The 21,800-nt window shown below is 65.1% G+C and carries 19 protein-coding genes and 1 pseudogene; 7 read left to right on the top strand and 13 right to left on the bottom strand.

Annotation, left to right across the window (positions count from 1 at the left end; all coding sequences use genetic code 11):
• Nucleotides 1-35 precede the first annotated feature (35 nt).
• The 7 genes from C100_RS35430 to C100_RS35400 all read left to right on the top strand — a co-directional run bounded on the left by C100_RS35430 (nt 36) and on the right by C100_RS35400 (nt 6,951).
• Complete coding sequence (locus C100_RS35430) at nt 36-1,430, top strand: protein adenylyltransferase SelO family protein (RefSeq protein WP_024019801.1); 1,395 nt, start codon at nt 36-38, stop codon at nt 1,428-1,430.
• A gap of 51 nt (nt 1,431-1,481) precedes the next feature.
• Nucleotides 1,482-2,915 carry a succinylglutamate-semialdehyde dehydrogenase gene (gene astD, locus C100_RS35425; protein ID WP_024019800.1) on the top strand — a complete coding sequence of 478 codons (1,434 nt, stop codon included), beginning with the start codon at nt 1,482-1,484 and terminating at the stop codon, nt 2,913-2,915.
• Between the two features lie 76 nt (nt 2,916-2,991).
• Nucleotides 2,992-3,807: a uroporphyrinogen-III C-methyltransferase gene (gene cobA, locus C100_RS35420; RefSeq protein WP_024019799.1), complete on the top strand. Its 816-nt coding sequence runs from the start codon at nt 2,992-2,994 to the stop codon at nt 3,805-3,807.
• The gene (locus C100_RS35415) at nt 3,804-4,100 is read left to right on the top strand and encodes a DUF2849 domain-containing protein (protein WP_024019798.1); all 297 of its coding nucleotides are present in this window, start codon (nt 3,804-3,806) and stop codon (nt 4,098-4,100) included. Before cobA ends, C100_RS35415 begins: the two co-directional genes overlap by 4 nt.
• 2 nt (nt 4,101-4,102) lie before the next feature.
• Nucleotides 4,103-5,734 carry a nitrite/sulfite reductase gene (locus tag C100_RS35410; protein ID WP_024019797.1) on the top strand — a complete coding sequence of 544 codons (1,632 nt, stop codon included), beginning with the start codon at nt 4,103-4,105 and terminating at the stop codon, nt 5,732-5,734.
• Entirely contained in the window at nt 5,727-6,167 is a 441-nt protein-coding gene (locus C100_RS35405) for a DUF934 domain-containing protein (RefSeq protein ID WP_024019796.1), read from the top strand. Before C100_RS35410 ends, C100_RS35405 begins: the two co-directional genes overlap by 8 nt.
• Nucleotides 6,160-6,951: a phosphoadenylyl-sulfate reductase gene (locus C100_RS35400; protein WP_024019795.1), complete on the top strand. Its 792-nt coding sequence runs from the start codon at nt 6,160-6,162 to the stop codon at nt 6,949-6,951. The genes C100_RS35405 and C100_RS35400 overlap by 8 nt, the downstream gene beginning before the upstream one ends.
• Before the next feature lie 38 nt (nt 6,952-6,989).
• Here C100_RS35400 and ligA read toward each other — a convergent pair whose 3' ends face one another.
• From ligA to infB, 13 genes and pseudogenes are all read right to left on the bottom strand, one after another.
• Complete coding sequence (gene ligA, locus C100_RS35395) at nt 6,990-9,107, bottom strand: NAD-dependent DNA ligase LigA (RefSeq protein WP_024019794.1); 2,118 nt, start codon at nt 9,105-9,107, stop codon at nt 6,990-6,992.
• 40 nt (nt 9,108-9,147) lie between these two features.
• Nucleotides 9,148-9,348: a hypothetical protein gene (locus tag C100_RS35390; RefSeq protein WP_024019793.1), complete on the bottom strand. Its 201-nt coding sequence runs from the start codon at nt 9,346-9,348 to the stop codon at nt 9,148-9,150.
• A 4-nt stretch (nt 9,349-9,352) separates the two neighbouring features.
• Nucleotides 9,353-9,727: a putative quinol monooxygenase gene (locus tag C100_RS35385; RefSeq protein ID WP_024019792.1), complete on the bottom strand. Its 375-nt coding sequence runs from the start codon at nt 9,725-9,727 to the stop codon at nt 9,353-9,355.
• Between the two features lie 18 nt (nt 9,728-9,745).
• Nucleotides 9,746-11,407 (bottom strand): DNA repair protein RecN, encoded by a 1,662-nt coding sequence (gene recN, locus C100_RS35380; protein ID WP_031309393.1) that lies wholly within the window; start codon nt 11,405-11,407, stop codon nt 9,746-9,748.
• Nucleotides 11,408-11,552: 145 nt separating this feature from the next.
• Complete coding sequence (locus tag C100_RS35375; RefSeq protein WP_024019790.1) at nt 11,553-12,344, bottom strand: outer membrane protein assembly factor BamD; 792 nt, start codon at nt 12,342-12,344, stop codon at nt 11,553-11,555.
• Between the two features lie 57 nt (nt 12,345-12,401).
• Entirely contained in the window at nt 12,402-13,421 is a 1,020-nt protein-coding gene (locus C100_RS35370) for a sensor histidine kinase (protein ID WP_024019789.1), read from the bottom strand.
• A 161-nt stretch (nt 13,422-13,582) separates the two neighbouring features.
• A complete protein-coding gene (pnp, locus tag C100_RS35365; RefSeq protein WP_024019788.1) occupies nt 13,583-15,919 on the bottom strand; it encodes a polyribonucleotide nucleotidyltransferase in 2,337 nt (778 codons plus the stop codon).
• A 208-nt stretch (nt 15,920-16,127) separates the two neighbouring features.
• Complete coding sequence (gene rpsO / locus C100_RS35360) at nt 16,128-16,397, bottom strand: 30S ribosomal protein S15 (protein WP_024019787.1); 270 nt, start codon at nt 16,395-16,397, stop codon at nt 16,128-16,130.
• A gap of 17 nt (nt 16,398-16,414) precedes the next feature.
• Nucleotides 16,415-17,347: a tRNA pseudouridine(55) synthase TruB gene (gene truB / locus C100_RS35355; protein ID WP_024019786.1), complete on the bottom strand. Its 933-nt coding sequence runs from the start codon at nt 17,345-17,347 to the stop codon at nt 16,415-16,417.
• A gap of 31 nt (nt 17,348-17,378) precedes the next feature.
• Nucleotides 17,379-17,957, bottom strand: a complete 579-nt coding sequence (locus C100_RS35350) for a thymidine kinase (protein ID WP_024019785.1) — start codon at nt 17,955-17,957, stop codon at nt 17,379-17,381.
• A 101-nt stretch (nt 17,958-18,058) separates the two neighbouring features.
• Nucleotides 18,059-18,955: an alpha/beta hydrolase family protein gene (locus C100_RS35345; RefSeq protein WP_024019784.1), complete on the bottom strand. Its 897-nt coding sequence runs from the start codon at nt 18,953-18,955 to the stop codon at nt 18,059-18,061.
• Between the two features lie 77 nt (nt 18,956-19,032).
• Nucleotides 19,033-19,458: a 30S ribosome-binding factor RbfA gene (rbfA, locus tag C100_RS35340; protein WP_024019783.1), complete on the bottom strand. Its 426-nt coding sequence runs from the start codon at nt 19,456-19,458 to the stop codon at nt 19,033-19,035.
• Nucleotides 19,459-19,613: 155 nt separating this feature from the next.
• Nucleotides 19,614-21,800, bottom strand: a pseudogene (gene infB, locus C100_RS35335) (translation initiation factor IF-2); the annotation flags it as partial.

The following is a 21,800-nucleotide window of genomic DNA, read 5'->3' as shown; positions in this document are numbered from 1 at the left end:
TTGATCCTTCCGCCCTGGCGCCCCCATATCGCCATATGAGCCAGACGCCGCAAGCCGCCAAATTTCGTCCCGCGACCGAAATCGACACGCTGATGCCCGCCATCGCCGATCCGGTCACGGCCGCCGACTTCCCGCAAACCATCCTGCGCTACCGCAACGACCGCGCCGCCGCATCAGTGGGACTGGCCGATTTGAGCGACGCCCAATGGATCGCGCATTTCGGGCGCTTCGCGCCGCTGGCGGGCAGCCTGCCGCGGCCGCTGGCGCTGCGCTATCATGGCCACCAGTTCCGCCAATACAACCCCGACATCGGCGACGGACGCGGCTTCCTGTTCGCCCAGTTGCGCGACGATGCCGGCCGCCTGCTGGACCTGGGCACCAAGGGTTCGGGCCAGACGCCCTATAGCCGCTTTGGCGACGGGCGGCTGACCTTGAAGGGTGGTGTGCGTGAGATTCTGGCGACGGAAATGCTGGAGGCGCTGGGCGTCAATACATCCAAGACCTTTTCCATCATCGAGACGGGCGAGGCGCTGGAACGCAATGACGAACCCTCCCCCACCCGTGGCGCGGTGATGGTGCGGCTGAGCCATTCGCATGTCCGCATCGGATCGTTCCAGCGCGCGGCCTTTCAGGATGACAAGGCGCTGCTGGAAAGACTGACCGACTATGCGCTGACCCGGCTCTATGACGAAGCGCCGGGCGACAATCCCCCCGCGCAATTGCTCGGCCGGGTGGTCGAGCGCACCGCCGATCTGGCGGCGAGCTACATGGTCGCGGGCTTCGTTCATGGCGTGCTCAACAGCGACAATATCAACGTGACGGGCGAAAGTTTCGACTATGGGCCGTGGCGCTTCACCCCCCTGTGGGATGCGGCCTTCACCGCCGCTTATTTCGACCATGCGGGCCTCTACGCCTTCGGGCGGCAGGCAGAGGCGATTCACTGGGACGTGGCGCAACTGGCGGTGTCGCTGCGCCCGCTGGTGGAAGCGCAGCCGCTGATCGATCAGCTTGAGCGGTTTCCCGCGCTATATGGGGACGCGATGCAGCGGCGTTTCTGCTGGCGATTGGGCGTGGCGCCGGGACAGGCGCCCGGCCCGATGATCGAGGCGGCGGTGCGCGCCATGGTGACGAGCGGGACACCGATCGACCGTTTCTTCCATGATTGGCGTGGCGGCGCGGCGCGCGAGGGCGCGGGCTATGACGATGCCGCCTGGACGCCGTTCCGCGAGGCGATCGCGGATTTCCCGGCGGCGCCGGGGGCGAGGGATCATGCCTATTGGTCCGACGACGCGCCTTGCTCCATGCATATTGACGAGGTCGAGGCGATCTGGAGCGCGATCGATCAGGACGATGACTGGGCGCCGCTCCATGCCAAAGTTGCGGCGATCCGACGCATGGGAGAGGCGCACGGAAAAACTGCGACAAGCTGACCCAAAGCCCCTCTTCTTTCCTTAACCAATTTCCGCCATACCGCGTCGCAAATGGTCGCGTCGCTTACATCCCATGAACCCGCCACCGGCGTCCTGCTCTGGCAGGGCGAAGCCGGCGACGTGGATATGGAGGTCGCTCGCGCCCGCACTGCCTGGCCCAAATGGGCGGCGCAACCCATCGCCTATCGCATCGAAACGCTGCGCCGCTTCGTCAATGTCGTGCGCCGGAACGAAGAAGCGCTGGCCGACCTGATCGCGCGTGAGACCGGCAAGCCGCTCTGGGACGCGCGCGTCGAAGTCAGCGCCGTCATGACCAAGGTCGATGTCAGCGTCGCCGCCTATTCCGAACGAACCGGGCAAAGGCGGCTGGAAGCGAATCTGGGTGCACGCCAGTCGGTGCGGCACAAGCCCCATGGCGTGATGGCCGTGCTTGGCCCCTATAATCTCCCCGCGCAGATGCCCAACGGCCATATCCTTCCGGCGCTGCTGGCCGGCAACGCCGTGCTGTTCAAACCGTCGGAAAAGACGCCGGCCGTCGGCGAGATGCTGGTCAAGCTCTATCATGAGGCGGGGGTGCCGCAGGACGCCGTGCGGCTGGTGCAGGGCGGCCCTGATGTGGGTAAGGCGCTCACCGCCCATCCCGATGTCGGCGGCATATTGTTCACCGGGTCGGCCCAGACCGGCATCGCCATCAATCGCCAGTTCGCGGCCCAGCCCTCGAAAATCCTGGCGCTGGAAATGGGCGGTAATAATCCGATCGTTCTGTGGGACACGCCGGAAATCAGCGCCGCGGCGACGATCATCATCCAGTCCGCCTTCCTGTCCGGTGGCCAGCATTGCACCGCGGCCAGCCGGCTGATCGTCAAGGACAGCCTGGCCGACCGGGCGATCGCGGAAGTCAAGAAGCTGGCCGACCGGCTGATCGTCGATCATCCCCATGCCAGCCCTACCCCCTATATGGGACCGGTGATCGACAATCCGACCGCCGACGGGCTGACCGAGAGCTTCCTTTATCTGATGAGCAATGGCGGCCGGCCGATCAAGCATATGGTCCGCACGCAGCCGGGCCTGCCGTTCCTCAGCCCCGCGATCATCGATGTGACGGCGATGAAGGAACGGCCCGATGTCGAACTGTTCGGACCGCTGCTTCAGGTGGTGCGCGTGGCCGAGTTCGGCGACGCGATCGCCGAGGCGAACAATAGCCGCTACGGGCTTTCCGCGTCGCTGATCGGCGGGACGCCCGAACAATATAATCAATTCTGGTCGAACGTCCGGGCCGGAGTCGTCAACTGGAACCGGCCGACCAACGGCGCGACATCCGCAGCCCCCTTCGGCGGGGTCGGCATATCGGGCAACCACCGCCCCAGCGCCTATTATGCCGCCGACTATTGCGCCTATCCGGTGGTGTCGGCGGAAATCGAAACGCCGCGCGCGTCGATCGGCGTCGGCCTCAAGGACATTGATGTCACCGCCATGGGCGATTGAACGCAAAAACATTTCCTAGTCCCCCGCATATCCATTCTGAATTGAACTTGCGCGGGGCTTTCGCCATTTGCCCTCCATGACCGACTTGATACCCGCCACCGTCTTTCTGGTCGGCGCGGGCCCGGGCGACCCGGACCTGCTGACGATCAAGGCCGCGCGCCTGATCGGTGCGGCGGACGTGGTCGTGCACGACGGTCTGGTATCGGACGCAATATTGGCGCTGGCGTCGCCCGACGCGGAACTGATTTCCGTCGCCAAGCAACGCAGCCGCCACTCCATGCCGCAGGACGGGATCAACGCCCTGCTCGTCGATCTGGCCCGCGAAGGCCGCAAGGTGGTGCGCCTCAAGGGCGGCGACCCCTTCATCTTTGGCCGGGGCGGCGAGGAAGTCGACGCCTGCCGCGCGGCCGGCGTCCCGGTGGAAGTCGTGCCGGGCATCAGCGCCGCGATCGGCAGCGCGGCGCAGGCCCAGCTCCCCCTCACCCATCGCGCCGCGTCGAGCGCGGTCAGCTTCGTCGCGGGCCAGTGCAAGGGGCTGACCGATCAGGACTGGTCGGGCCTGGCGGGCAAGGGCCGCACCCTCGTCATCTATATGGGCGTGGCGACCGCGGCCGACATCGCCGACAAGCTGATCGCCGACGGCGTGTCGCCCGCGCTGCCCGTGGCGGTGCTGGAAAATGGCACGCGCGCCGACATGCGGACGTTGCGCACCCTGCTCGCCGACCTTGGCGACATGGTGGCGCGGGAACAGGTGAAAAGCCCGGCCCTGATCGTGGTCGGCGAGGTGGCGGCCCATGCGCTGGCGCAGGACAGCCTCAACATCTATCGCGACATGGCATGGACTAAGGAAGGCCCGGCAACGGACGGGCCTTATGGGAAAAGGGCGAAATGAAGATTTTGACGGGCAATGACCTGGTGAGTGGCGACGTCATCTGGTGGGCGGGCGAAGGCTGGTCGCGGCAGGTGGGCGACAGCGCCGATGTCGGCGAGCATGGCGACGATCTCGCCCGCGCGGAGGAAGCCGCGCTGCGCGTCGTGGGCGCCTATGTCATCGACGCCACCGCCACCGACGAAGGCGTTCGCCCCGCCCATATCAAGGACCGCATCCGCGCGCTCGGTCCGACCGTGCGCCCCGACCTTACACTGAAACCGAATGACGCCGATGCCGGCAACTGGGTGATCTGACCATGTATCGCTATGACAGCTATGACCAGTCCATCGTCGATGCCCGCGTCGACGAATTTCGCGACCAGGTGCAACGCCGCCTGGCCGGCGCGCTGACCGAGGACCAGTTCAAGCCGCTGCGGCTGATGAACGGCCTCTATCTTCAGCTGCACGCCTATATGCTGCGCGTCGCCATTCCCTATGGCACGCTGAGCGCCGCGCAGATGCGCAAGCTGGGCGAGATTGCAGCGAAATATGACAAGGGTTACGGCCATTTCACGACGCGCCAGAACCTCCAATATAACTGGATCAAGCTGGCGGATGCGCCCGACATCCTGGCCGAACTGGCGAGCGTGGAGATGCACGCCATCCAGACGTCGGGCAATTGCATCCGCAACATCAGTTCGGACCAATATGCGGGCGTTTCCGCCGACGAGGTGGCCGACCCCCGCCCCTGGGCCGAGTTGCTGCGCCAATGGTCGAGCTTCCACCCCGAATTCACCTATCTGCCGCGCAAGTTCAAGATTTGCGTGATCGCGACCGAGGATGATCGCGCGGCGATGCGGCTGCATGATATCGGCCTGAAACTGGTCGAGCGCGATGGCGTCATCGGCGCGGAAGTCTATGCCGGCGGCGGCATGGGCCGCACCCCGATGGTCGCGCCGCTGATCCGCGACTTCGTGGGCGAGGACGAGATCATCTCCTATCTGGAGGCCTGCCTGCGCGTCTATAATCGCTATGGCCGCCGCGATAACAAATACAAGGCCCGGATCAAGATCCTGGTCCATGAGATCGGCGTCGAGGAATATAAGCGGCAGGTCGAGGAGGAGTTCGCGCATATGCGCACCCTTGGCCTCAACCCGCCGACCGAGGAACTGGACCGCATCCGCGCCTTTTTCGCGGCCCCCGCCTATGAAACCGGCCTGGGCGAGGACATCGACCGCGCCGATCCCGCCTTCGCCCTGTGGGTCGACCGGCAGGTCGCGGCGCACAAGGCGCCCGGCTATGCGATCGTCAATATCAGCCTGAAGCCGCTGACCGGCATTCCCGGCGACGCATCGGCCGAACAGATCGAATTGGTGGCCGGCCTGGCGGAGCAATATTCGCTGGACGAAATCCGCGTCACCCATGCGCAGAATCTGGTCCTGCCGCATGTGAAGAAGGCGGACCTTTACGCCATCTGGCAGAAGCTGGACGAAGCGGGTCTGGCCGAAGCCAATCTGGACCTCATCACCGACATCATCGCCTGCCCCGGCCTCGACTATTGCGCACTCGCCAATGCGCGCTCGATCCCGCTGGCGCAGAAGATCGCACAACGCTTCGCCGATGCGGAGCGGCAGGCGGAACTGGGCGAATTGAAGCTCAAAATTTCGGGCTGCATCAACGCCTGCGGCCACCATCATGCCGGCCATATCGGCATATTGGGCGTCGATCGGAAGGGCGTGGAGAATTTCCAGCTCCTCCTCGGCGGATCGGGTGCGGAGGATGCCTCGCTTGGCCAGATCACCGGCCCCGGCTTTTCGGAGGACGGCGTGGTCGACGCGATCGAGAAGGTCACTGACATCTATCTGGCGGAACGCACCGACGGGGAACGCTTCCTCGACACCTATCGCCGCATCGGCATGAAGCCCTTCAAGGAGGCGATCTATGGTTGAGTTCCTCTCCTTCCGCGATGGCGAGGCCACGCAGGAACCGGCCGTCACGGTCGAGGCCTTCACCGGCCAGTCCAACGCCACCGCCGTCCGCATCGAACCGGGCGAGGATGCGCGCGAATTGCTGCCCTTCCTCGATCGCCTGTCGCTGGTGGAGGTGAACTTCCCCGGCTTTGGCGACGGACGCGGCTATTCGGCCGCCCGCATCCTGCGCGAAGCGGGCTATGCCGGCGAACTGCGCGCGGTGGGCGACGTGCTGGTCGATCAGATCGTGGCGATGCGCCGCTGCGGCTTCGACAGCTTTCACCCGGCCAAGCCGCTGGACGACGCCGCCGTGGACCGCGCGCTCAACCGCTATGACGACGTCTATCAGAAGACCATCGACGGCCGCCGCCCGATTTGGGCGAAACGGCACCCGGAGACTATAAATGGCTGAACCTGCCCGCCAGATCGACATCATCGACGCCCGCCCCGCCTTCACCCAGGCGGAAGCCGACGCGCTCAACGCGCGGTTCGAAGGCGTCGATACGCTGACCATGCTCAAGACCGTGTTTGCAGAAGGCCTCGCCGGCAATGTCGCCGTCGTCTCCTCCTTCGGCACGGAAAGCGCGGTGCTGCTCGATCTGGTGGCCAAAGCGGACCCGACGGTGCCGGTGATCTTCGTCGATACGCTCAAGATGTTCGCCGAGACGCTGCATTATCGCGACACGCTCATCAAGCGGCTGGGCTTTACCGACAGTCGGACGGTGACGCCGATCGCCGAAGTCATCGCCCAGAAGGACGAGACGGGCCTTCGCTGGTCCTACGACCCGGACGGCTGCTGCGACATCCGCAAGGTCGAGCCGTTGAAGCGCGCCAAGGATGGTCTGGACGCCTGGATTTCAGGCCGCAAGGCGTTCCAGTCCGTGACGCGCCAGAACCTGCCCCGGTTCGAGGTGGAGGATGGCCGGCTGAAGCTCAATCCGCTGGGTGACTGGACCAAGATCGATCTGGAAGCCTGGTTCGCCGAGCATGACCTGCCGCGTCATCCACTGGAAGCGCAGGGCTATCTGTCGATCGGGTGCGAACCCTGCACGTCCAAGGTGATGCCGGGCGAAGACCCGCGCGCAGGCCGCTGGCGCGGCTGGGACAAGGTGGAATGCGGCATCCATACGCCGGTTTCGCCTATCCCGGCCCCGACGGCAGACCCAGACGATCCGGCGAACATGCCGGTGTTCTGAGGATCGATCGTTATTGGGGGCGCCTCAACCGCCCCTTCCTACCCCGCCGCCTTCACGATCTGCGCCCAGGCTTTCTCGCTGATCACCTCGATCCCCAGCGCGCTCGCCTGTTTCAACTTGCTGCCCGCGCCCGGTCCCGCGACGACCAGATCGGTCTTGGCGCTGACCGATCCGGCCGCTTTCGCACCAAGCCGCTCAGCCTGCGCCTTGGCTTCGTCGCGGCTCATGGTTTCCAGCTTGCCGGTGAAGACGACCGTCTTGCCGGTGACGGCGCTGGCAGTGGTTTCCACGATATAGTCGGGCGGCGAAACCTCGCCGAGCAGATCATCCCACGCCGCCACATTATGCGGCTCGTGGAAAAAATCCGCGAGCGCATGGCCGACGGCCGCGCCAACATTTTCGACGCCGATATGTTCGGCGATCGCCTTGTCGCGCCTGGCCTGTGTTTCGGCCGGGTCAGCGGCGGCGCGCAGGGCGATGATCTCTTCCGCCAGGGCGCGAACGCCGGGCAACGTGGTGTAGCGCTTGAGCAGATCGCGCGCCGTCACCGCACCGACATGGCGGATGCCCAGGCCAAACAGCAGCCGCGCGGCATCGGGCTGCCGCTTCGCCTCGATCGCGGCGAGCAGATTGTCGACCGACTTTTCCTTCCAGCCTTCACGGCCCAGCAAATCCGCGCGATGTTTTTTCAGGCGGAAAATGTCGGCCGGTTCGGCGATCCAGCCGAGGTCGAGAAATTCCTGGATCGTCTTCTCGCCCAGTCCCTCAATGTCCAGGGCAGCGCGGCTGACGAAATGGCGGAGTCGCTCGAACCGCTGGGCCGGGCAGATGAGGCCGCCGGTGCAACGATAATCGACCTCCCCCTCCTCACGCACCGCTTCGGAGCCGCATACCGGGCAATGGGTCGGGAACGGGAAAGGATCGCGCTCTTCCTCGCGCGTCAGATTTTCGACCACCTGCGGGATGACGTCGCCGGCGCGCTGAACGATGACGCGGTCGCCGGGGCGGACGCCCAGCCGCTCGATCTCGTCGGCATTGTGCAAAGTCGCGTTTGAGACAGTCACGCCGCCGACCGTGACAGGAGTGAGGCGGCCCACCGGGGTCAGCTTGCCGGTCCGACCGACCTGAATGTCGATGGCCTCCAGCGTGGTCTGGGCGCGCTCGGCGGGGAATTTATGGGCGATGGCCCAGCGCGGCGCCTTCGCCACGAAGCCGAGGCGTTGCTGCCAGTCGAGCCGGTCAACCTTGTAGACCACGCCGTCAATGTCGAAGGGCAGGTCGGCCCGCGCCGCCTCGATCCCCCGATAATGGGCGATGAGGGCGTCCAGCCCGTCGACGCAGGCCAGCATGTCGGAAACCGGCAAGCCCCAGGCGGCGATCGCCTGCATCACGCCCAATTGGGTGTCGGCGGGGAGCGCGCTGTAAGCGCCCCAGCCATGGGCCAGGAAACGCAGCGGACGGCTGGCGGTGACGGCGGCGTCCTTCTGGCGCAGCGATCCGGCGGCGGCATTGCGCGGATTGGCGAATTGCCGCGCCTTTTCCGGGTCGTCCGCTTCAGCGAGCAGACGGGCGTTGAGGGCGACGAAATCGGCCTTCGCCATATAGACTTCGCCGCGAACCTCTAACAGGTCAGGGATGTCCGCGCCGGTCAGCCGGTCGGGAATGTCGGCGATGGTGCGGACATTGGCGGTCACGTCTTCCCCGGTCGTGCCGTCGCCGCGGGTCGCGGCGAGGACCAGTGCGCCCTGTTCGTAGCGCAGCGAGCAGGACAGGCCATCAATCTTCGGCTCGGCGGTGAGCGCCAGCGGCGCTTCCTCCGGGAGCGCAAGGAAGCGGCGGACGCGGGCCAGGAACTCGCCGATATCCTCATTGGAAAAGCCATTGTCGAGGCTCATCATGCGGACGGCGTGGGGCACCTTCCCCAGCGCCGATGTCGCCGCCGCGCCGACCTGGGCATTGGGCGAATCGGCGCGGATCAGGTGCGGGAACGCCGCTTCCAGCGCGTTGTTCTCAGCGATCAGCGCGTCGTAATCCGCATCGCTGATCTCCGGCGCATCCTGGTCATGATAGAGGTGGTTATGCTTCGCTACCTCCCTGGCAAGGCGCATCAGGCGGTTGGCGGCTTCGGCTTCTGGGAGGCTGGCGGGGTCTTTCATGGGGATGCTTTAGCGAACCGCTTGCCCACCAGAAAGGCCGCTATTCGCTCATCGACTGCGGAAGATCAATTTTCGCAGCATGCGTCTGAATTGGCGTAAAAAGCAGGAGCGCGGTCGCTATAAAAGCTAACCCGGCCCAGACATATCGTTTCTTCCGAAGATCATCGACGCCACGGATCAAACAAAAAAGCGCCACCAATTGGAACGTCGCCATAAGCCATTGGATTTGCTTGACGTCCATGCACTTAAACCCCCGCCACCGGCACCGTTTCGAACCGCTGCCCGAAGCCCGCGATGATCGGCCGCGCCTTGGCGATGCCGGCCTGGACGGCGGGCAGTTCGAGCGAGGCGGCATGGCTGTCGCGGCTGTCCCAGACTTCGGTGATCCAGATCGCGTCGGGATTGGCGGCATCGAGCGCCACGACATAGGAGAGGCAGCCGGGCATCGCGCCGGTCGCGTTGGTCAGGATGGCGACCAGTTCGTCGCGCTTGCCCGGTTGGCTCAACATCTGGCCGATCAGGCCATGGCGCGGGCGGGCGTCCTGCGCGGCAACAGGAATGGCGCTGGCGGCGATCGCGGCGGCGGTGAGGCCGAGAATGTCTCTGCGGTCATGGATCATGGCCCTTCCTTCCCCATATCAAGCCTCCAGCAGCCGTTCCGCCTGCGCCCGCGCTTCTGCGGTGATCTCCGCGCCGGACAGCATCCGCGCAATTTCCTCGCGGCGTTCCGCATCGTCCAGCGCATGAACGCCAGTGCGCGTCACCGTGCTGTCACTGGACTTGGCGATCAGCAGATGGCCCGCCCCTCGCGCCGCCACCTGGGGGCTGTGGGTGACGACCAGAATCTGGTTACTGCGCGCCAGCCGCGACAGGCGTTCGCCGATCGCATCGGCCACCGCGCCGCCCACGCCCCGGTCGATCTCGTCAAAGATCAGCGTATCGGCCCCGCCCCGCTCCGCCAGCGCCACTTTCAGCGCCAGGATGAAGCGTGACAATTCGCCGCCCGATGCGATCTTGGCCAATGGCGCGAAGGGCGCGCCGGGATTGGTCGATATTTCGAATTCGACCCGGTCCATGCCCTGCGCGCTCCATTGTCCTTCGTCCAGCGGGGCGACGATGGTGCGGAAACGGGCCGCGTCCAGCTTGAGCGGCGCAAGTTCCCCGGCAACCGCCGCGTCCAGGCGACCGGCGGCAAGCTGGCGTTCGCCCGACAGCGCCTTCGCGGCGGCGCGATAGGCGTCCGCCTTTTGCGCGACATCGGCCTCAAGCGCGGCGACATGCTCCTCTCCGCCCTCGATCGCGGCCAGCTTCGCCGCCATCTCTTCACCCAATGCGGCCAGATCGTCGGGCGCGACCTGATGCTTGCGGGCGAGCCCCCGCAGGTCGAACAGGCGGGTTTCGATCGCGTCGAGGCGGGCGGGATCGAAGCTCAGCGCCTCGGCCGCTTCGACAAGGCGATCCTCCGCCTCCCCCGCCTCCGCCACGGCGCGGTCGAGCGCTTCGAGCACTGCGGTGAGCAGGGGTTCCTCGCCCGCGATGCGATCGAGCCGGCGCGCGGCCTGGCGCAACTGGGCAAGGCCGCCATCCGAACCGGTGAGGCAATCGCTGACGGCGGAGAGATCGTCGGCCAGGCGCGCGCCCTTCTGCATGGTCGCGCGCTCTTCGGCGAGGGTCGCTTCCTCGCCGGCTTCGGGCGCGAATGTGCGCAGTTCGTCAACCGCGTGGATCAGATAATCCCGGTCGCGCGCAGCATTTTCCACCATCTCGCGCGCCTGGGCGAGAGCGCTGGCGGCGGTGCGCCACGCCGCATGGGCCACAGCCACTGCGCCCGCTTCACAGCGACCATAGCTGTCGAGCAGCGCGCGGTGGCCACGCGGGTTGAGCAGGCCGCGATCGTCATGCTGGCCGTGAATTTCGACCAGTGACCCGCCCAATTCGCGCAGCAGCGCGGCCGAACAGGGCTGATCATTGACGAAGGCGCGGCTCCCACCGTCAGCCTTGAGCGTGCGGCGGATCAGCAGCGGTTCACCCGGCTCCATGTCGATGCCATTGTCGGCCAGCAGCGTGGCGGCCGGGTGATCGGCGGCAGGCGGCTCAAAGGCGGCGACGACGCTGGCCTGCGCCTCGCCATTGCGGACCAGGCCGCTGTCGGCGCGCGCGCCCAGCGCCAACCCCAGCGAATCGAGCAGGATCGACTTGCCCGCGCCGGTTTCGCCGGTGAGGACGGACAGGCCTGCGCCGAACTCCAGGTCCAGCGCCTCGATCAGCACGACGTTGCGGATGGCGAGCGAGGTCAGCAGCACGATTACTCCCCCCTCCCTTTCAAGGGAGGGGCCGGGGGTGGGTGCGCCGCGCCCGCGGCGCCTGCAACGGTGAGGCTGGTAGCGGCCCCTTGCAGGGGCGCTACCCACCCCAGCCCCTCCCCTGGAAGGGAGGGACTAGATACTAGGCGTTGCCGCCGCCATGTTCCCGCATCAGCTTGTAGCTGCGCTCATACCATTTGGTGCCGGGATAGTTGCGGCCCAGCACGGCGGCGGCCTTCTGCGCTTCGGCCGGAATGCCGAGCGCGAGATAGGATTCGACCAGGCGCTCCAGCGCCTCGGGCGCGTGGGTCGTGGTCTCATATTTGTCGACCACGGTGCGGAAGCGCAGCGTGGCGGCGAGCCACTGGCCGCGCCGCTGATAGAAACGCCCGACCTCCATCTCCTTGCCGGCCAGATGATCGTTGACCAGATCCACTTTCAGCCGGGCGTCGGCGGCGTAGCGGGTGTCGGGATAACGACGGATCAGTTCACCGAGCGAATCGAGCGCCTGCTGCGTGATCTTCTGGTCGCGGGTGACGTCGGCAATCTGCTCATAATAGCAAAGCGAGATCAGATAATAAGCGTAGGGCGCGTCCTTGTTGCCGGTGTGGATCGACAGGAAGCGCTGCGCGGCCGCGATGGATTCGGGATAGTCCCGGTTCATATAGTAGCTGAAGGCCGACATGAGCTGCGCCCGGCGCGCCCAGGGCGAATAGGGATGCTGGCGCTCCACCTCGTCGAACAGGGCGGCGGCGAGTTTATATTGGCCGCGATCGAGCCGGTTCTTGCCGCTATTATAGAGGGTCGACACATCGCGGGCGACATAGAGGGTGTCGGCCTTGTTCTTCGATGTCGAACATCCGGTGAGCACGGGCGAGGCGATCAGGACCAGGGCGGTGGCCGCGCCGATGCGCGTCAGGGTTTTCGTCAGCATGGGCGGGTCATAGCCGAGCGGATCGCCCTCGCCAAGCGGCAGAATGGGGCTGGCTTTTCAACAGGCCGCAGCAAGCGGCAGGTCGAGCCGCGCGATGGCGCCGCCCTGCGCGCCCGGCTGGAGCGCAAAGCGCCCGCCCAGCTGCGCCGCCAGCGCATTGGCGATGCGCAGGCCCAGTGACTGGCCGTCGCCCGGCTCGAAGTCCGGCGCAATGCCTTTCCCATCATCGATGATGCGCAACGTCAGTTCGCCCGATCCGTTTTCCAGCATCACATGGATGCTGCCGGCGCGGTCGGGCAGGCCATGTTCGATGGCGTTGCTGACCGATTCCGCCACGACCAGCGCCAGCGGCACCGTGACATTGGGTTCGAGCGCCAGAGAATCGGGCGCAGTCACCGTCACCGTGACGTCGTTGCGTCCCGAAGCATCCAAGATGTCGGCGGTCAGGGTCAGGAGGAAAGCGCGGATTTCCTGCCCCTTTCCCGAAGGCTCATACAAAGCGCGGCTGATCCGTCCGACCAGAGCGAGCCGGGCCGAGGCATCGTCCAGCGCCCGCCGGGCCACGTCATGGTCGATGTGCCGACGCTGGAGCGCAAGCATAGCGGCGACCACCTGCAAATTGTTGGACACCCGGTGCTGCAACTCGCGGAACAGCAACTCGCGGTTTTCGGCGAGCGCCCGGCTGCGTTCCCGTTCAACCGCCAGATTGAAATTGGCGCGCTGCATGAAATGGATCAGGACGATATCGACCGCCACGACCCCGGCGTAGAACAGCATCGCCATGGCCACGGCCGGATTCATGACGAAACTATGGACCGGCGAAATGAAGAAATACCAGGATAATAGTCCCGAAACCATCCCGCCGAACAGTCCGGGCCGCACGCCGAACAGGAAGGAGGAAAGGATCACCGCGGGGAAGAAGGTGACGAAGGGATAGCCGGCAGGCAGCAGCGGTTCGGCCGCCAGGCGCAGCATCAACGCGGCGGCGCTGAAAATCACGGTCAGCACATAGGCGTAAACCGGCCGGTCGAGCACGAGCGGCAGGCGTTCGACAAAGCGCTCATTGCTCCTTTGCATATGACCCCCAATGCTGGCTCGTTACAGTAGCAGAAGTTTACCGCATCGCATTGATCAAGATTAGTCAAGTCGCGACAAATGCGAAAACGGGACGCCCGAAGGATCGGACGCCCCGTTTATCAATGACTTCAGCGCAGACCTTGCGGTCCGGCCGAAATTCCTCAGTCCTGGGTCAGGAAATCGGGCAGACCGGCGTTGGAACCATCATCATCGCCCTTGCCGCCTTCGCTGCGCGTGCCGCGGTCACGGCGGGGGCCACGATCGCCGCCCCGGTCGCCACCACGTCCGCCACCGCCGTCACGGCGCGGGCCACGGCCGCGATCACCACGGTCGCCGCGGCCTTCGCCGCGATCTCCACGAGGTTCGCGCGGTTCGCGGGCGGGACGGGTGTCCTCCAGTTCCTCGCCGGTTTCCTGGTCAACGACGCGCATCGACAGGCGAACCTTGCCGCGCGGATCGATCTCGAGAACCTTGACCTTCACTTCCTGGCCTTCGGACACGACGTCGGTCGGCTTTTCCACGCGCTCATTCTTCATTTCGGAGACATGGACGAGACCATCCTTGCCACCCATGAAGTTCACGAACGCACCGAAATCGACGATGTTGACGACCTTGCCATTATAGACCTTGCCGACTTCCGCTTCCTCGACAATGCCCAGGATCCACGCCTTGGCCGCTTCGATCTGCGCGGTATCGGACGAGCTGATCTTGATGATGCCTTCGTCGTCGATGTCGACCTTGGCGCCGGTTTCCGCGACGATTTCGCGGATGACCTTGCCGCCGGTGCCGATGACGTCGCGGATCTTCGCCTTGTCGATCTGGATCGTCTCGATGCGCGGGGCATGGGCCGACAGCTCGGTGCGGGTCGAGGACAGCGCCTTGCTCATCTCACCCAGGATATGGGCGCGGCCTTCCTTGGCCTGGCGCAGCGCGACTTCGAAGATTTCCTGCGTGATGCCGGCAACCTTGATGTCCATCTGCATGGTGGTGATGCCGTTTTCGGTCCCCGCCACCTTGAAGTCCATGTCGCCCAGATGATCCTCATCACCCAGAATGTCGGACAGGACCGCAAAGTCCTTGCCTTCCAGGATCAGGCCCATGGCGATGCCCGACACCGGACGCTTGAGCGGCACGCCCGCGTCCATCATCGACAGCGAACCGCCGCACACCGTCGCCATCGACGACGAACCGTTGGATTCGGTAATGTCGGAGAGAACGCGGATGGTGTAGGGGAAATCTTCCTTGCTCGGCAGCACGGGGTGCAGCGCACGCCATGCCAGCTTGCCATGGCCCACTTCGCGGCGGCCCGGCGCACCGAAGCGACCGACTTCGCCGACCGAATAGGGCGGGAAGTTATAGTGCAGCATGAAGCTTTCATAATGAAGGCCAGTAAGGCCGTCGATCATCTGCTCGGCGTCCTTGGTGCCCAGCGTGGTCGTGCAGATCGACTGGGTTTCGCCGCGCGTGAACAGCGCCGAACCATGGGTGCGGGGCAGGAAACCGACCATCGCCTCGATCGGGCGGATCTGCGTGGTGGTGCGGCCGTCGATGCGCTGGCCATCCTTCAGGATGGCGCCGCGAACGATTTCGGCTTCCAGCTTCTTGGTCAGCTTGATGCCGGCCATCACGGCCTGCGCGTCCAGCCCTTCCTCGGCGAACCAGGCCTTCGCCTTCGCGCGGGCTTCGTTCAGCGCGTTCGAGCGGGCCGACTTGTCGGTCAGCTTGTAGGCGGCCGCAATGTCCTTGCCGATCAGCTTCTTGAGCTTCTTCTTCAGGTCGTCCAGATCATCGCCCTTGGCAATGTCCCAGGGTTCCTTGGCAGCCTTTTCGGCCAGCTCGATGATCGCGCCGACAATCTTCTTCGACGCTTCATGCGCGAACAGGACGGCGCCGAGCATGACGTCTTCCGAAAGCTCCTTGGCTTCGGATTCGACCATCATCACGGCGTTATGGGTGGCGGCGACGACCAGGTCGAGTTCGCCTTCCTTGGCTTCGTCCAGGCTGGGGTTCAGCTGATATTCGCCATCCTTGTAACCAACGCGCGCGGCGCCGATCGGCCCCAGGAAGGGCACGCCCGACAGGGTCAACGCGGCCGACGCGGCGATCATCGCCACAATGTCAGGCTCGCTTTCGCCATCGAACGACAGAACCTGCGCAATCACGTTGATTTCGTTATAGAAACCTTCGGGGAACAGCGGACGGATGGGGCGGTCGATCAGGCGGGAAACCAGCGTTTCCTTTTCCGTCGCGCCGCGCTCGCGCTTGAAGAAGCCGCCCGGGATACGACCGGCGGCGGAATATTTTTCCTGATAATGGACTGTCAGCGGGAAGAAGTCCTGGCCTTCCTTCACCGACTTGGCGGCGGTCACGGCGCACAGCACCACGGTTTCGCCATAGGTGGCCAGCACGGCGGCGTCAGCCTGACGCGCAATACGGCCGGTTTCGAGGGTCAGCGTCTTGCCGGCCAGCTCGATCGAAACTTTCTTTACATCGAACATAGATTTTTTCCTTCGCCCACCTGGCCCTATTGCCGGGCGGGGCCTGTGTCGGGCCGTGGATGGCCCATGAATGGAGGGGCGTTCCCTCCCCCGTTCGGCGAACGGTGCGGGGGACTTTCCCCCAAAATTCCACCACCTGGCCGGATTGCCGGATGATGGATGTCAGAATCAGAAACGGCCCCGAATGGGGCCGTCCCTTTTAGCAGGATTACTTGCGCAGACCCAGCTTGGCGATGAGGTCGGTATACCGCGCCCCATCTTTCTTCTTCAGATAGTCCAGCAGCGAACGGCGCTTGTTGACCAGCATCAGCAGGCCGCGACGGCTGTGGTTATCCTTGTGATGACCCTTGAAATGCTCGGTCAGGTTGGAAATGCGTTCCGTCAGGATCGCAACCTGCACTTCGGGCGAACCCGTGTCGCCTTCGACGCGGGCATGTTCCTTGATCAGCGCTTCCTTGCGCTCAGCAGTAATCGACATCGGCTTCCTTTCTGTAACTAGAGATTAAAGCCGCGCACCACCCGGATTTCCGGGCCACTGGCCTGAACCAGCGCGACGGGCGTGTCGCCCTCCATCGCCAGTAACAAGCCGGTATGCGGTTTCCCCATGAGCACCTTCCCCTGTCGGAGCGCCAGTGCTTCATCGGGAGAGACGGGAAGAGCCGGGATGTCGTCCAGCCCCGCCGTCAGCGGCAGCATAAGCCCACCGATGCCGCCGCCCCTAGCAGCTTCGTCCAATTTGTCCAGCGAAATCGCGGTTTCCAGCGTGAACGGCCCGGCCTTCACCCGGCGCAGCATGGTGACATGACCGACCGTGCCAAGCGCCAGCGCAATGTCGCGGGCAAGGCTGCGGATGTAGGTGCCTTTGGACACATTAGCGGTGAGGGTGATGGCGGCAAGCGCGGCCCCCTCCGTGACGTCCGCGCCACTGTCGACAGCGTCGAACCGGACGGGAACAAGGCCGTGGATCGTCACCGACCGCATCTTCATTTCGACCTCCTCCCCCTTGCGGGCGAGGTCGTAGGCACGCTGGCCGTCGATCAGGATCGCGCTATAGGCAGGCGGCGCCTGTTCAATCGGGCCAATGAAACGGGGCAGGACGGCTTCCACCTGCGCTGGCGTCGGCCGGTGGTCGCTCTGCGCAACCGCCTTGCCCTCCAGGTCCAGCGTATCGGTCTGGACACCGAAAGCGACAGTGAAGTCATAGATTTTGTCGCTGTCGAGCATCCGGCCCGCCAGCTTGGTCGCCTCCCCCACCGCGATCGGCAGAACGCCGGTCGCCAGCGGATCGAGCGTGCCGCCATGGCCTACCTTCCACTTTTCCGTGCCGCCCAGCAGCTCTCTCTGCGTGCGCAGCGCGCGCTTGACCGCGCTCACCGCCTGGGTCGAGCCAAGGCCATGGGGTTTGTCGAGGATGATCCAGCCGTGCATCGGGCGCCTGTAATGCCACCCGCCCCGCCTGTCAGCCCCGCATCTGCGCCAGGAAATGGCGGCGGCACAGCGCCACATAACGATCATTGCCGCCAATCTCGGTCTGGGCGCCGGCGCGGATCGCCCCCCCTTCCGCGTTGACGCGCAGGTTCATCGTCGCCTTGCGCCCGCATTCGCAGACCGTCTTGATCTCATCCAATATGTCCGCGATGCCCAGCAGATGCGCGCTGCCTTCGAACAGGTCGCCACGAAAATCGGTGCGCAAGCCATAGCAGAGCACGGGTATGCCAAGATCGTCGCTGACCGCGGCGAGTTGCCAGACCTGATCGCGGGACAGAAATTGCGCCTCGTCCACCAGCACGCAGGACAAAGGCGTGCGGTGATGCTGGGCGGCGATGGCGGTGAACATGTCGATGCCCGGTTCGAACAGATGGGCCTGCGCCTCCAGCCCGATGCGCGATACGATCCGCCCCCGACCGTAGCGCGTGTCGATCGCGGCGGTCCATAACATGGTGTCCATGCCACGTTCGCGATAATTGAAGTCCGATTGCAGCAAGATCGTCGATTTGCCCGCATTCATCGAGCTATAGTAGAAATAAAGCTTGGCCATGCATCCGGCATAACGGGATTTGCAGGTGGAGGGAAATAGCGGCGGCGGGGCGCCGTCGATGTCATTGCGGCAGATCGCGGTTTATTCCAGCCTCATCCGGCTTAGCGCATGGTGGGCGCGACGGCGGCGAGAAAACGGACCAGCGCGTCGGCGAGCGCGATCCGCTGGTCGGAAAAACTATGGTCGGTCGGCCAGACCATCAGCTTGGCATTGGGGTTGGCGCCCTGCGCATCGGCCGCGACCTTGCGCGCCATGGCGCCGATCCCCCGTTCGGCACCGATGATGGTGAGCGGCCGGCGGCCATAGCCCGCCAATTGCCGGCCAAGGTCGAACTTCGCGGTATCGGCCCGGATCTCGCCGGTCAGGCCTTCGTAGCCGGCGCCGCGCAGCGGCGGCAGGTCGCTTGCCACCTCCGCCTTCCACGCCGCTTCACCGTCGGGCGTGGCCAGCGACGCGACGGTCTGCGCCGGATCCCACGGATCGATCAGAAACAGGCCAGCGACGCGCGGATCGGCCGCGGCGGCATCGGCCGCCATGAAGCCGCCCATGCTGTGCCCGGCGACGACGATCGCGCTGGTGTCGATATGATATTGGGCGATGGTCGATGGCTGCTGGAGAAATTGCAGCGCCGTGAAGGCGTCTTCGGAGGCATTGGCGAAGGAGAAGGCGCCCGGACTGCCCCAGCTACCGCGATAATGGAGCGTCAACACATTCCAGCCGGCGCGCCGGGCCGCCTGGGCGAGGTCCAGATTCTGCTCATTGCCCGGAAATCCGTGGAGCAGCAGCACGGTCGGATGCAGCCCCGCACCGGAGGCGGTGTAGATGACCGCGTTCATCGCGCCGTCCTGCGCCGGAATGACGAAGGCGCTCATGCCGGCGGGATGCGCGGCGTCAGGCCTGGGATCGCTGATGACGGCGGGATGAATGACTGGTTCGCGCGCCGTGGCGGGCATGGTCAAGGCCACAAGTCCCAGTGCCAGAATGCCGACCATCTTCATGCGCCCGTCCCCTTTGCCCGACTATGGGAAAGACGCTGTTAGCGCCGCCGCGCCGTCACGTCGACCGGCGAAAGGGGTTATCCTTCGCCGTCTTCCTTGCCGTCTTCCTCACCATCATCCTGCGCCAGATCCTGCGCCACCTTCGGCGCGCGGAGCAGTTTGTCGATGTGGCTGCCTTCATCGAAGCTCTCGTCGCTCAGAAATTTGAGCTTCGCGGCATATTTGAGGCGGGTGCGGGTCGCCACTTCCCGCTGAAGATAGGCGGTGTTGGTGCGCAGCGCCTTCAGCACCGCTTCTTCATCCTGGCCAAGCAGCGACTTGATGAAGACCGTGGCGTGGCGCAGGTCGGGCGACATGCGCACTTCGGTGACGCTGACGACATGTTTGGTCAGCACATCATCATGCACGTCGCCGCGCTGGAGAATCTCCGAGAGGATGTGACGCACCTGCTCGCCCACACGCAGCAGGCGGACAGAGGGGCCTTCGGATTGCTGTTGAGCCATAATCTATTAACTCTCCCCCCTCCCTTCCAGGGCGGGGCCGGGGTGGGTCGCGAACGTAGCGAGCGCCGCCAAAAAACGAAAGGGTGGAAGCGATTGTTCAAGCAATCGCACCCACCCCTGCCCCCTCCCCGAAAGGGAGGGGAACATGTTTCGAATTACAGCGTGCGCTGACGCTCTTCGACTTCGAACAGTTCGAGCGTATCGCCCGCCTTGATGTCGTTCGTATCCTGCAGGACCGCGCCGCATTCCATGCCGGCGCGCACTTCGGACACATCGTCCTTGAAGCGACGCAGCGATGCGATGTTCGTGCGCGACACGATGACATCGTCGCGGGTGAGACGCGCCGACAGCCCCTTGCGGATGATGCCGTCGAGGACGAGCAGACCCGCCGCCTTGTCCTTCTTGCCCGCTGGGAAGACCTGAAGCACCTCGGCCCGGCCGACGATCGTTTCGATCCGTTCGGGCGCAAGCTGGCCCGCCATTTCGCCGCGAACTTCCTCAAGCAGGTCGTAAATCACGTCATAATAGCGCAGCGAGATTTTCTCGCGCTCCGCCAGCTGACGCGCCTTGGCGTTGGGACGGACGTTGAAGCCGATCAGCGGCGCGCGGCTGGCGGCAGCCAGCGTGACGTCGCTTTCGGTGATCGCGCCGACCCCCGAATGGAGGATGCGGACCTTGATCTCGTCGGTCGAGATGCGGTTGAGCGCCGTCACGATCGCTTCGACCGAACCCTGCACGTCGCCCTTCACCACCACCGGATATTCGATGACGGTCGTGTTGAGCGCCGAGAACATATGTTCAAAGCTGGTCGGGGCGGCAGTGGTGCGCTTCTTGGTCGCCTGTTCCTGACGATAGGCCGCGACTTCGCGGGCGCGGACTTCGTTTTCGACGACGGTGAGCTGGTCGCCCGCCATCGGCACGCCCGACAAGCCCAGCACCTCGACCGGAGTCGATGGGCCTGCAACCTTCACCTGCTGGCCCTGGTCGTTGATCATCGCCCGGACCTTGCCGCTTTCGGCGCCGATGACGAAGGTGTCGCCGACCTTGAGCGTGCCCTTGCGGACCAGCACGGTCGCGACCGCACCGCGACCCTTGTCGAGTTGCGCCTCGATCACATTGCCTTCGGCAGGGCGATCGGGGTTGGCGGTCAGTTCAAGCAGTTCGGCCTGGAGCAGGATCTTGTCGATCAGTTCATCGAGGCCCGTCTTCTTGAGTGCCGACACCTCCACGTCCTGAACGTCGCCGCCCATATCCTCGACCACAATCTCCTCGCTCAGCAGGCGCTCGCGCACCTTTTGCGGGTTGGCTTCCGGCTTGTCGGACTTGTTGATGGCCACGATCATCGGCACGCCGGCGGCCTTGGTATGATTGATCGCCTCGATCGTCTGCGGCATCAGCCCGTCGTCGGCCGCCACCACCAGGATGACGATGTCGGTGACGTTGGCGCCGCGGGCGCGCATTTCCGAGAAAGCCTCATGACCCGGCGTATCGAGGAAGGTGATGAGGTCGCCGCCCTTGGTCTTGATCTGATAGGCGCCGATATGCTGGGTGATGCCGCCGCTTTCGCCCGACACGACACTGGTGCCGCGCAATGCGTCGAGCAACGAGGTCTTGCCGTGGTCGACATGGCCCATGATGGTCACGACCGGCGCGCGGGGCTGGAGCGTTTCAGGCGCGTCATCTTCGCCGGTCATGCCGATTTCGACGTCGGCATCGGACACGCGCTGGATGCGGTGGCCGAATTCCTCGACCAGCAGTTCGGCCGTATCCTGGTCGATCGGTTGGTTAAGCGTGACGGCGGTGCCCATCTTGAAAAGCGCCTTGACCAGGTCCGCGCCCTTTTCGGCCATGCGGTTGGCAAGTTCCTGCACCGTGATGCTTTCCGGCACGATCACGTCGCGGGACTGCTTCTCGCGCGGCTGGTTGCCGCCCGAATAATGGGCCCGGCGTTCCTTTTCACGGGCGCGCTTCAACGCGGCGAGGCTGCGGGCACGCGCACTGTCGTCATCGGCCAGCGCCTTGGTGACGGTGAGCTTGCCCGACTGGCGGCGATTATCGTCGCCACGCTTGGCCCGTTCCGGCTTGGCCGGTTCAGGACGCTTGGCCGGCGTGACCGGGGTGAAGCGGCGCGGCGGCGGCACGGCGGCGGTCGCTGCCGGAGCGGCGGGCGCCGTGGGTGCGGCTTCCGCCTGCGGGCGTGACCGGGGTGAGGCGGCGCGGCGGCGGCACGGCGGCGGTCGCTGCCGGAGCGGCGGGCGCCGTGGGTGCGGCTTCCGCCTGCGGTTCGGGCGCAGCAGCGGCCGGCGTTTCGGGCGCGGCCGGCGCGGCCGGTTCATCGGCTT

The organism is Sphingobium sp. C100, from assembly GCF_000508185.1.
Classification (GTDB): Bacteria; Pseudomonadota; Alphaproteobacteria; order Sphingomonadales; family Sphingomonadaceae; genus Sphingobium.
Note: the sequence above shows the minus strand (reverse complement) of the source record. Positions and strands in the feature narration are given on the sequence as shown.

What these genes read in the sequence shown, in the direction of transcription:
- rpsO (WP_024019787.1), bottom strand. Translation starts at nt 16,397, where the DNA reads ATGTCGATTACTGCTGAGCGCAAGGAAGCGCTGATCAAGGAACATGCC.
- cobA (WP_024019799.1), top strand. Translation starts at nt 2,992, where the DNA reads ATGACCGACTTGATACCCGCCACCGTCTTTCTGGTCGGCGCGGGCCCG.
- rbfA (WP_024019783.1), bottom strand. Translation starts at nt 19,458, where the DNA reads ATGGCTCAACAGCAATCCGAAGGCCCCTCTGTCCGCCTGCTGCGTGTG.
- C100_RS35390 (WP_024019793.1), bottom strand. Translation starts at nt 9,348, where the DNA reads ATGGACGTCAAGCAAATCCAATGGCTTATGGCGACGTTCCAATTGGTG.
- C100_RS35400 (WP_024019795.1), top strand. Translation starts at nt 6,160, where the DNA reads ATGGCTGAACCTGCCCGCCAGATCGACATCATCGACGCCCGCCCCGCC.
- C100_RS35430 (WP_024019801.1), top strand. Translation starts at nt 36, where the DNA reads ATGAGCCAGACGCCGCAAGCCGCCAAATTTCGTCCCGCGACCGAAATC.
- C100_RS35385 (WP_024019792.1), bottom strand. Translation starts at nt 9,727, where the DNA reads ATGATCCATGACCGCAGAGACATTCTCGGCCTCACCGCCGCCGCGATC.
- ligA (WP_024019794.1), bottom strand. Translation starts at nt 9,107, where the DNA reads ATGAAAGACCCCGCCAGCCTCCCAGAAGCCGAAGCCGCCAACCGCCTG.
- C100_RS35405 (WP_024019796.1), top strand. Translation starts at nt 5,727, where the DNA reads ATGGTTGAGTTCCTCTCCTTCCGCGATGGCGAGGCCACGCAGGAACCG.
- C100_RS35350 (WP_024019785.1), bottom strand. Translation starts at nt 17,957, where the DNA reads ATGGCCAAGCTTTATTTCTACTATAGCTCGATGAATGCGGGCAAATCG.
- C100_RS35410 (WP_024019797.1), top strand. Translation starts at nt 4,103, where the DNA reads ATGTATCGCTATGACAGCTATGACCAGTCCATCGTCGATGCCCGCGTC.
- truB (WP_024019786.1), bottom strand. Translation starts at nt 17,347, where the DNA reads ATGCACGGCTGGATCATCCTCGACAAACCCCATGGCCTTGGCTCGACC.
- C100_RS35370 (WP_024019789.1), bottom strand. Translation starts at nt 13,421, where the DNA reads ATGCAAAGGAGCAATGAGCGCTTTGTCGAACGCCTGCCGCTCGTGCTC.
- C100_RS35415 (WP_024019798.1), top strand. Translation starts at nt 3,804, where the DNA reads ATGAAGATTTTGACGGGCAATGACCTGGTGAGTGGCGACGTCATCTGG.
- C100_RS35375 (WP_024019790.1), bottom strand. Translation starts at nt 12,344, where the DNA reads ATGCTGACGAAAACCCTGACGCGCATCGGCGCGGCCACCGCCCTGGTC.
- C100_RS35345 (WP_024019784.1), bottom strand. Translation starts at nt 18,955, where the DNA reads ATGAAGATGGTCGGCATTCTGGCACTGGGACTTGTGGCCTTGACCATG.
- astD (WP_024019800.1), top strand. Translation starts at nt 1,482, where the DNA reads ATGGTCGCGTCGCTTACATCCCATGAACCCGCCACCGGCGTCCTGCTC.
- pnp (WP_024019788.1), bottom strand. Translation starts at nt 15,919, where the DNA reads ATGTTCGATGTAAAGAAAGTTTCGATCGAGCTGGCCGGCAAGACGCTG.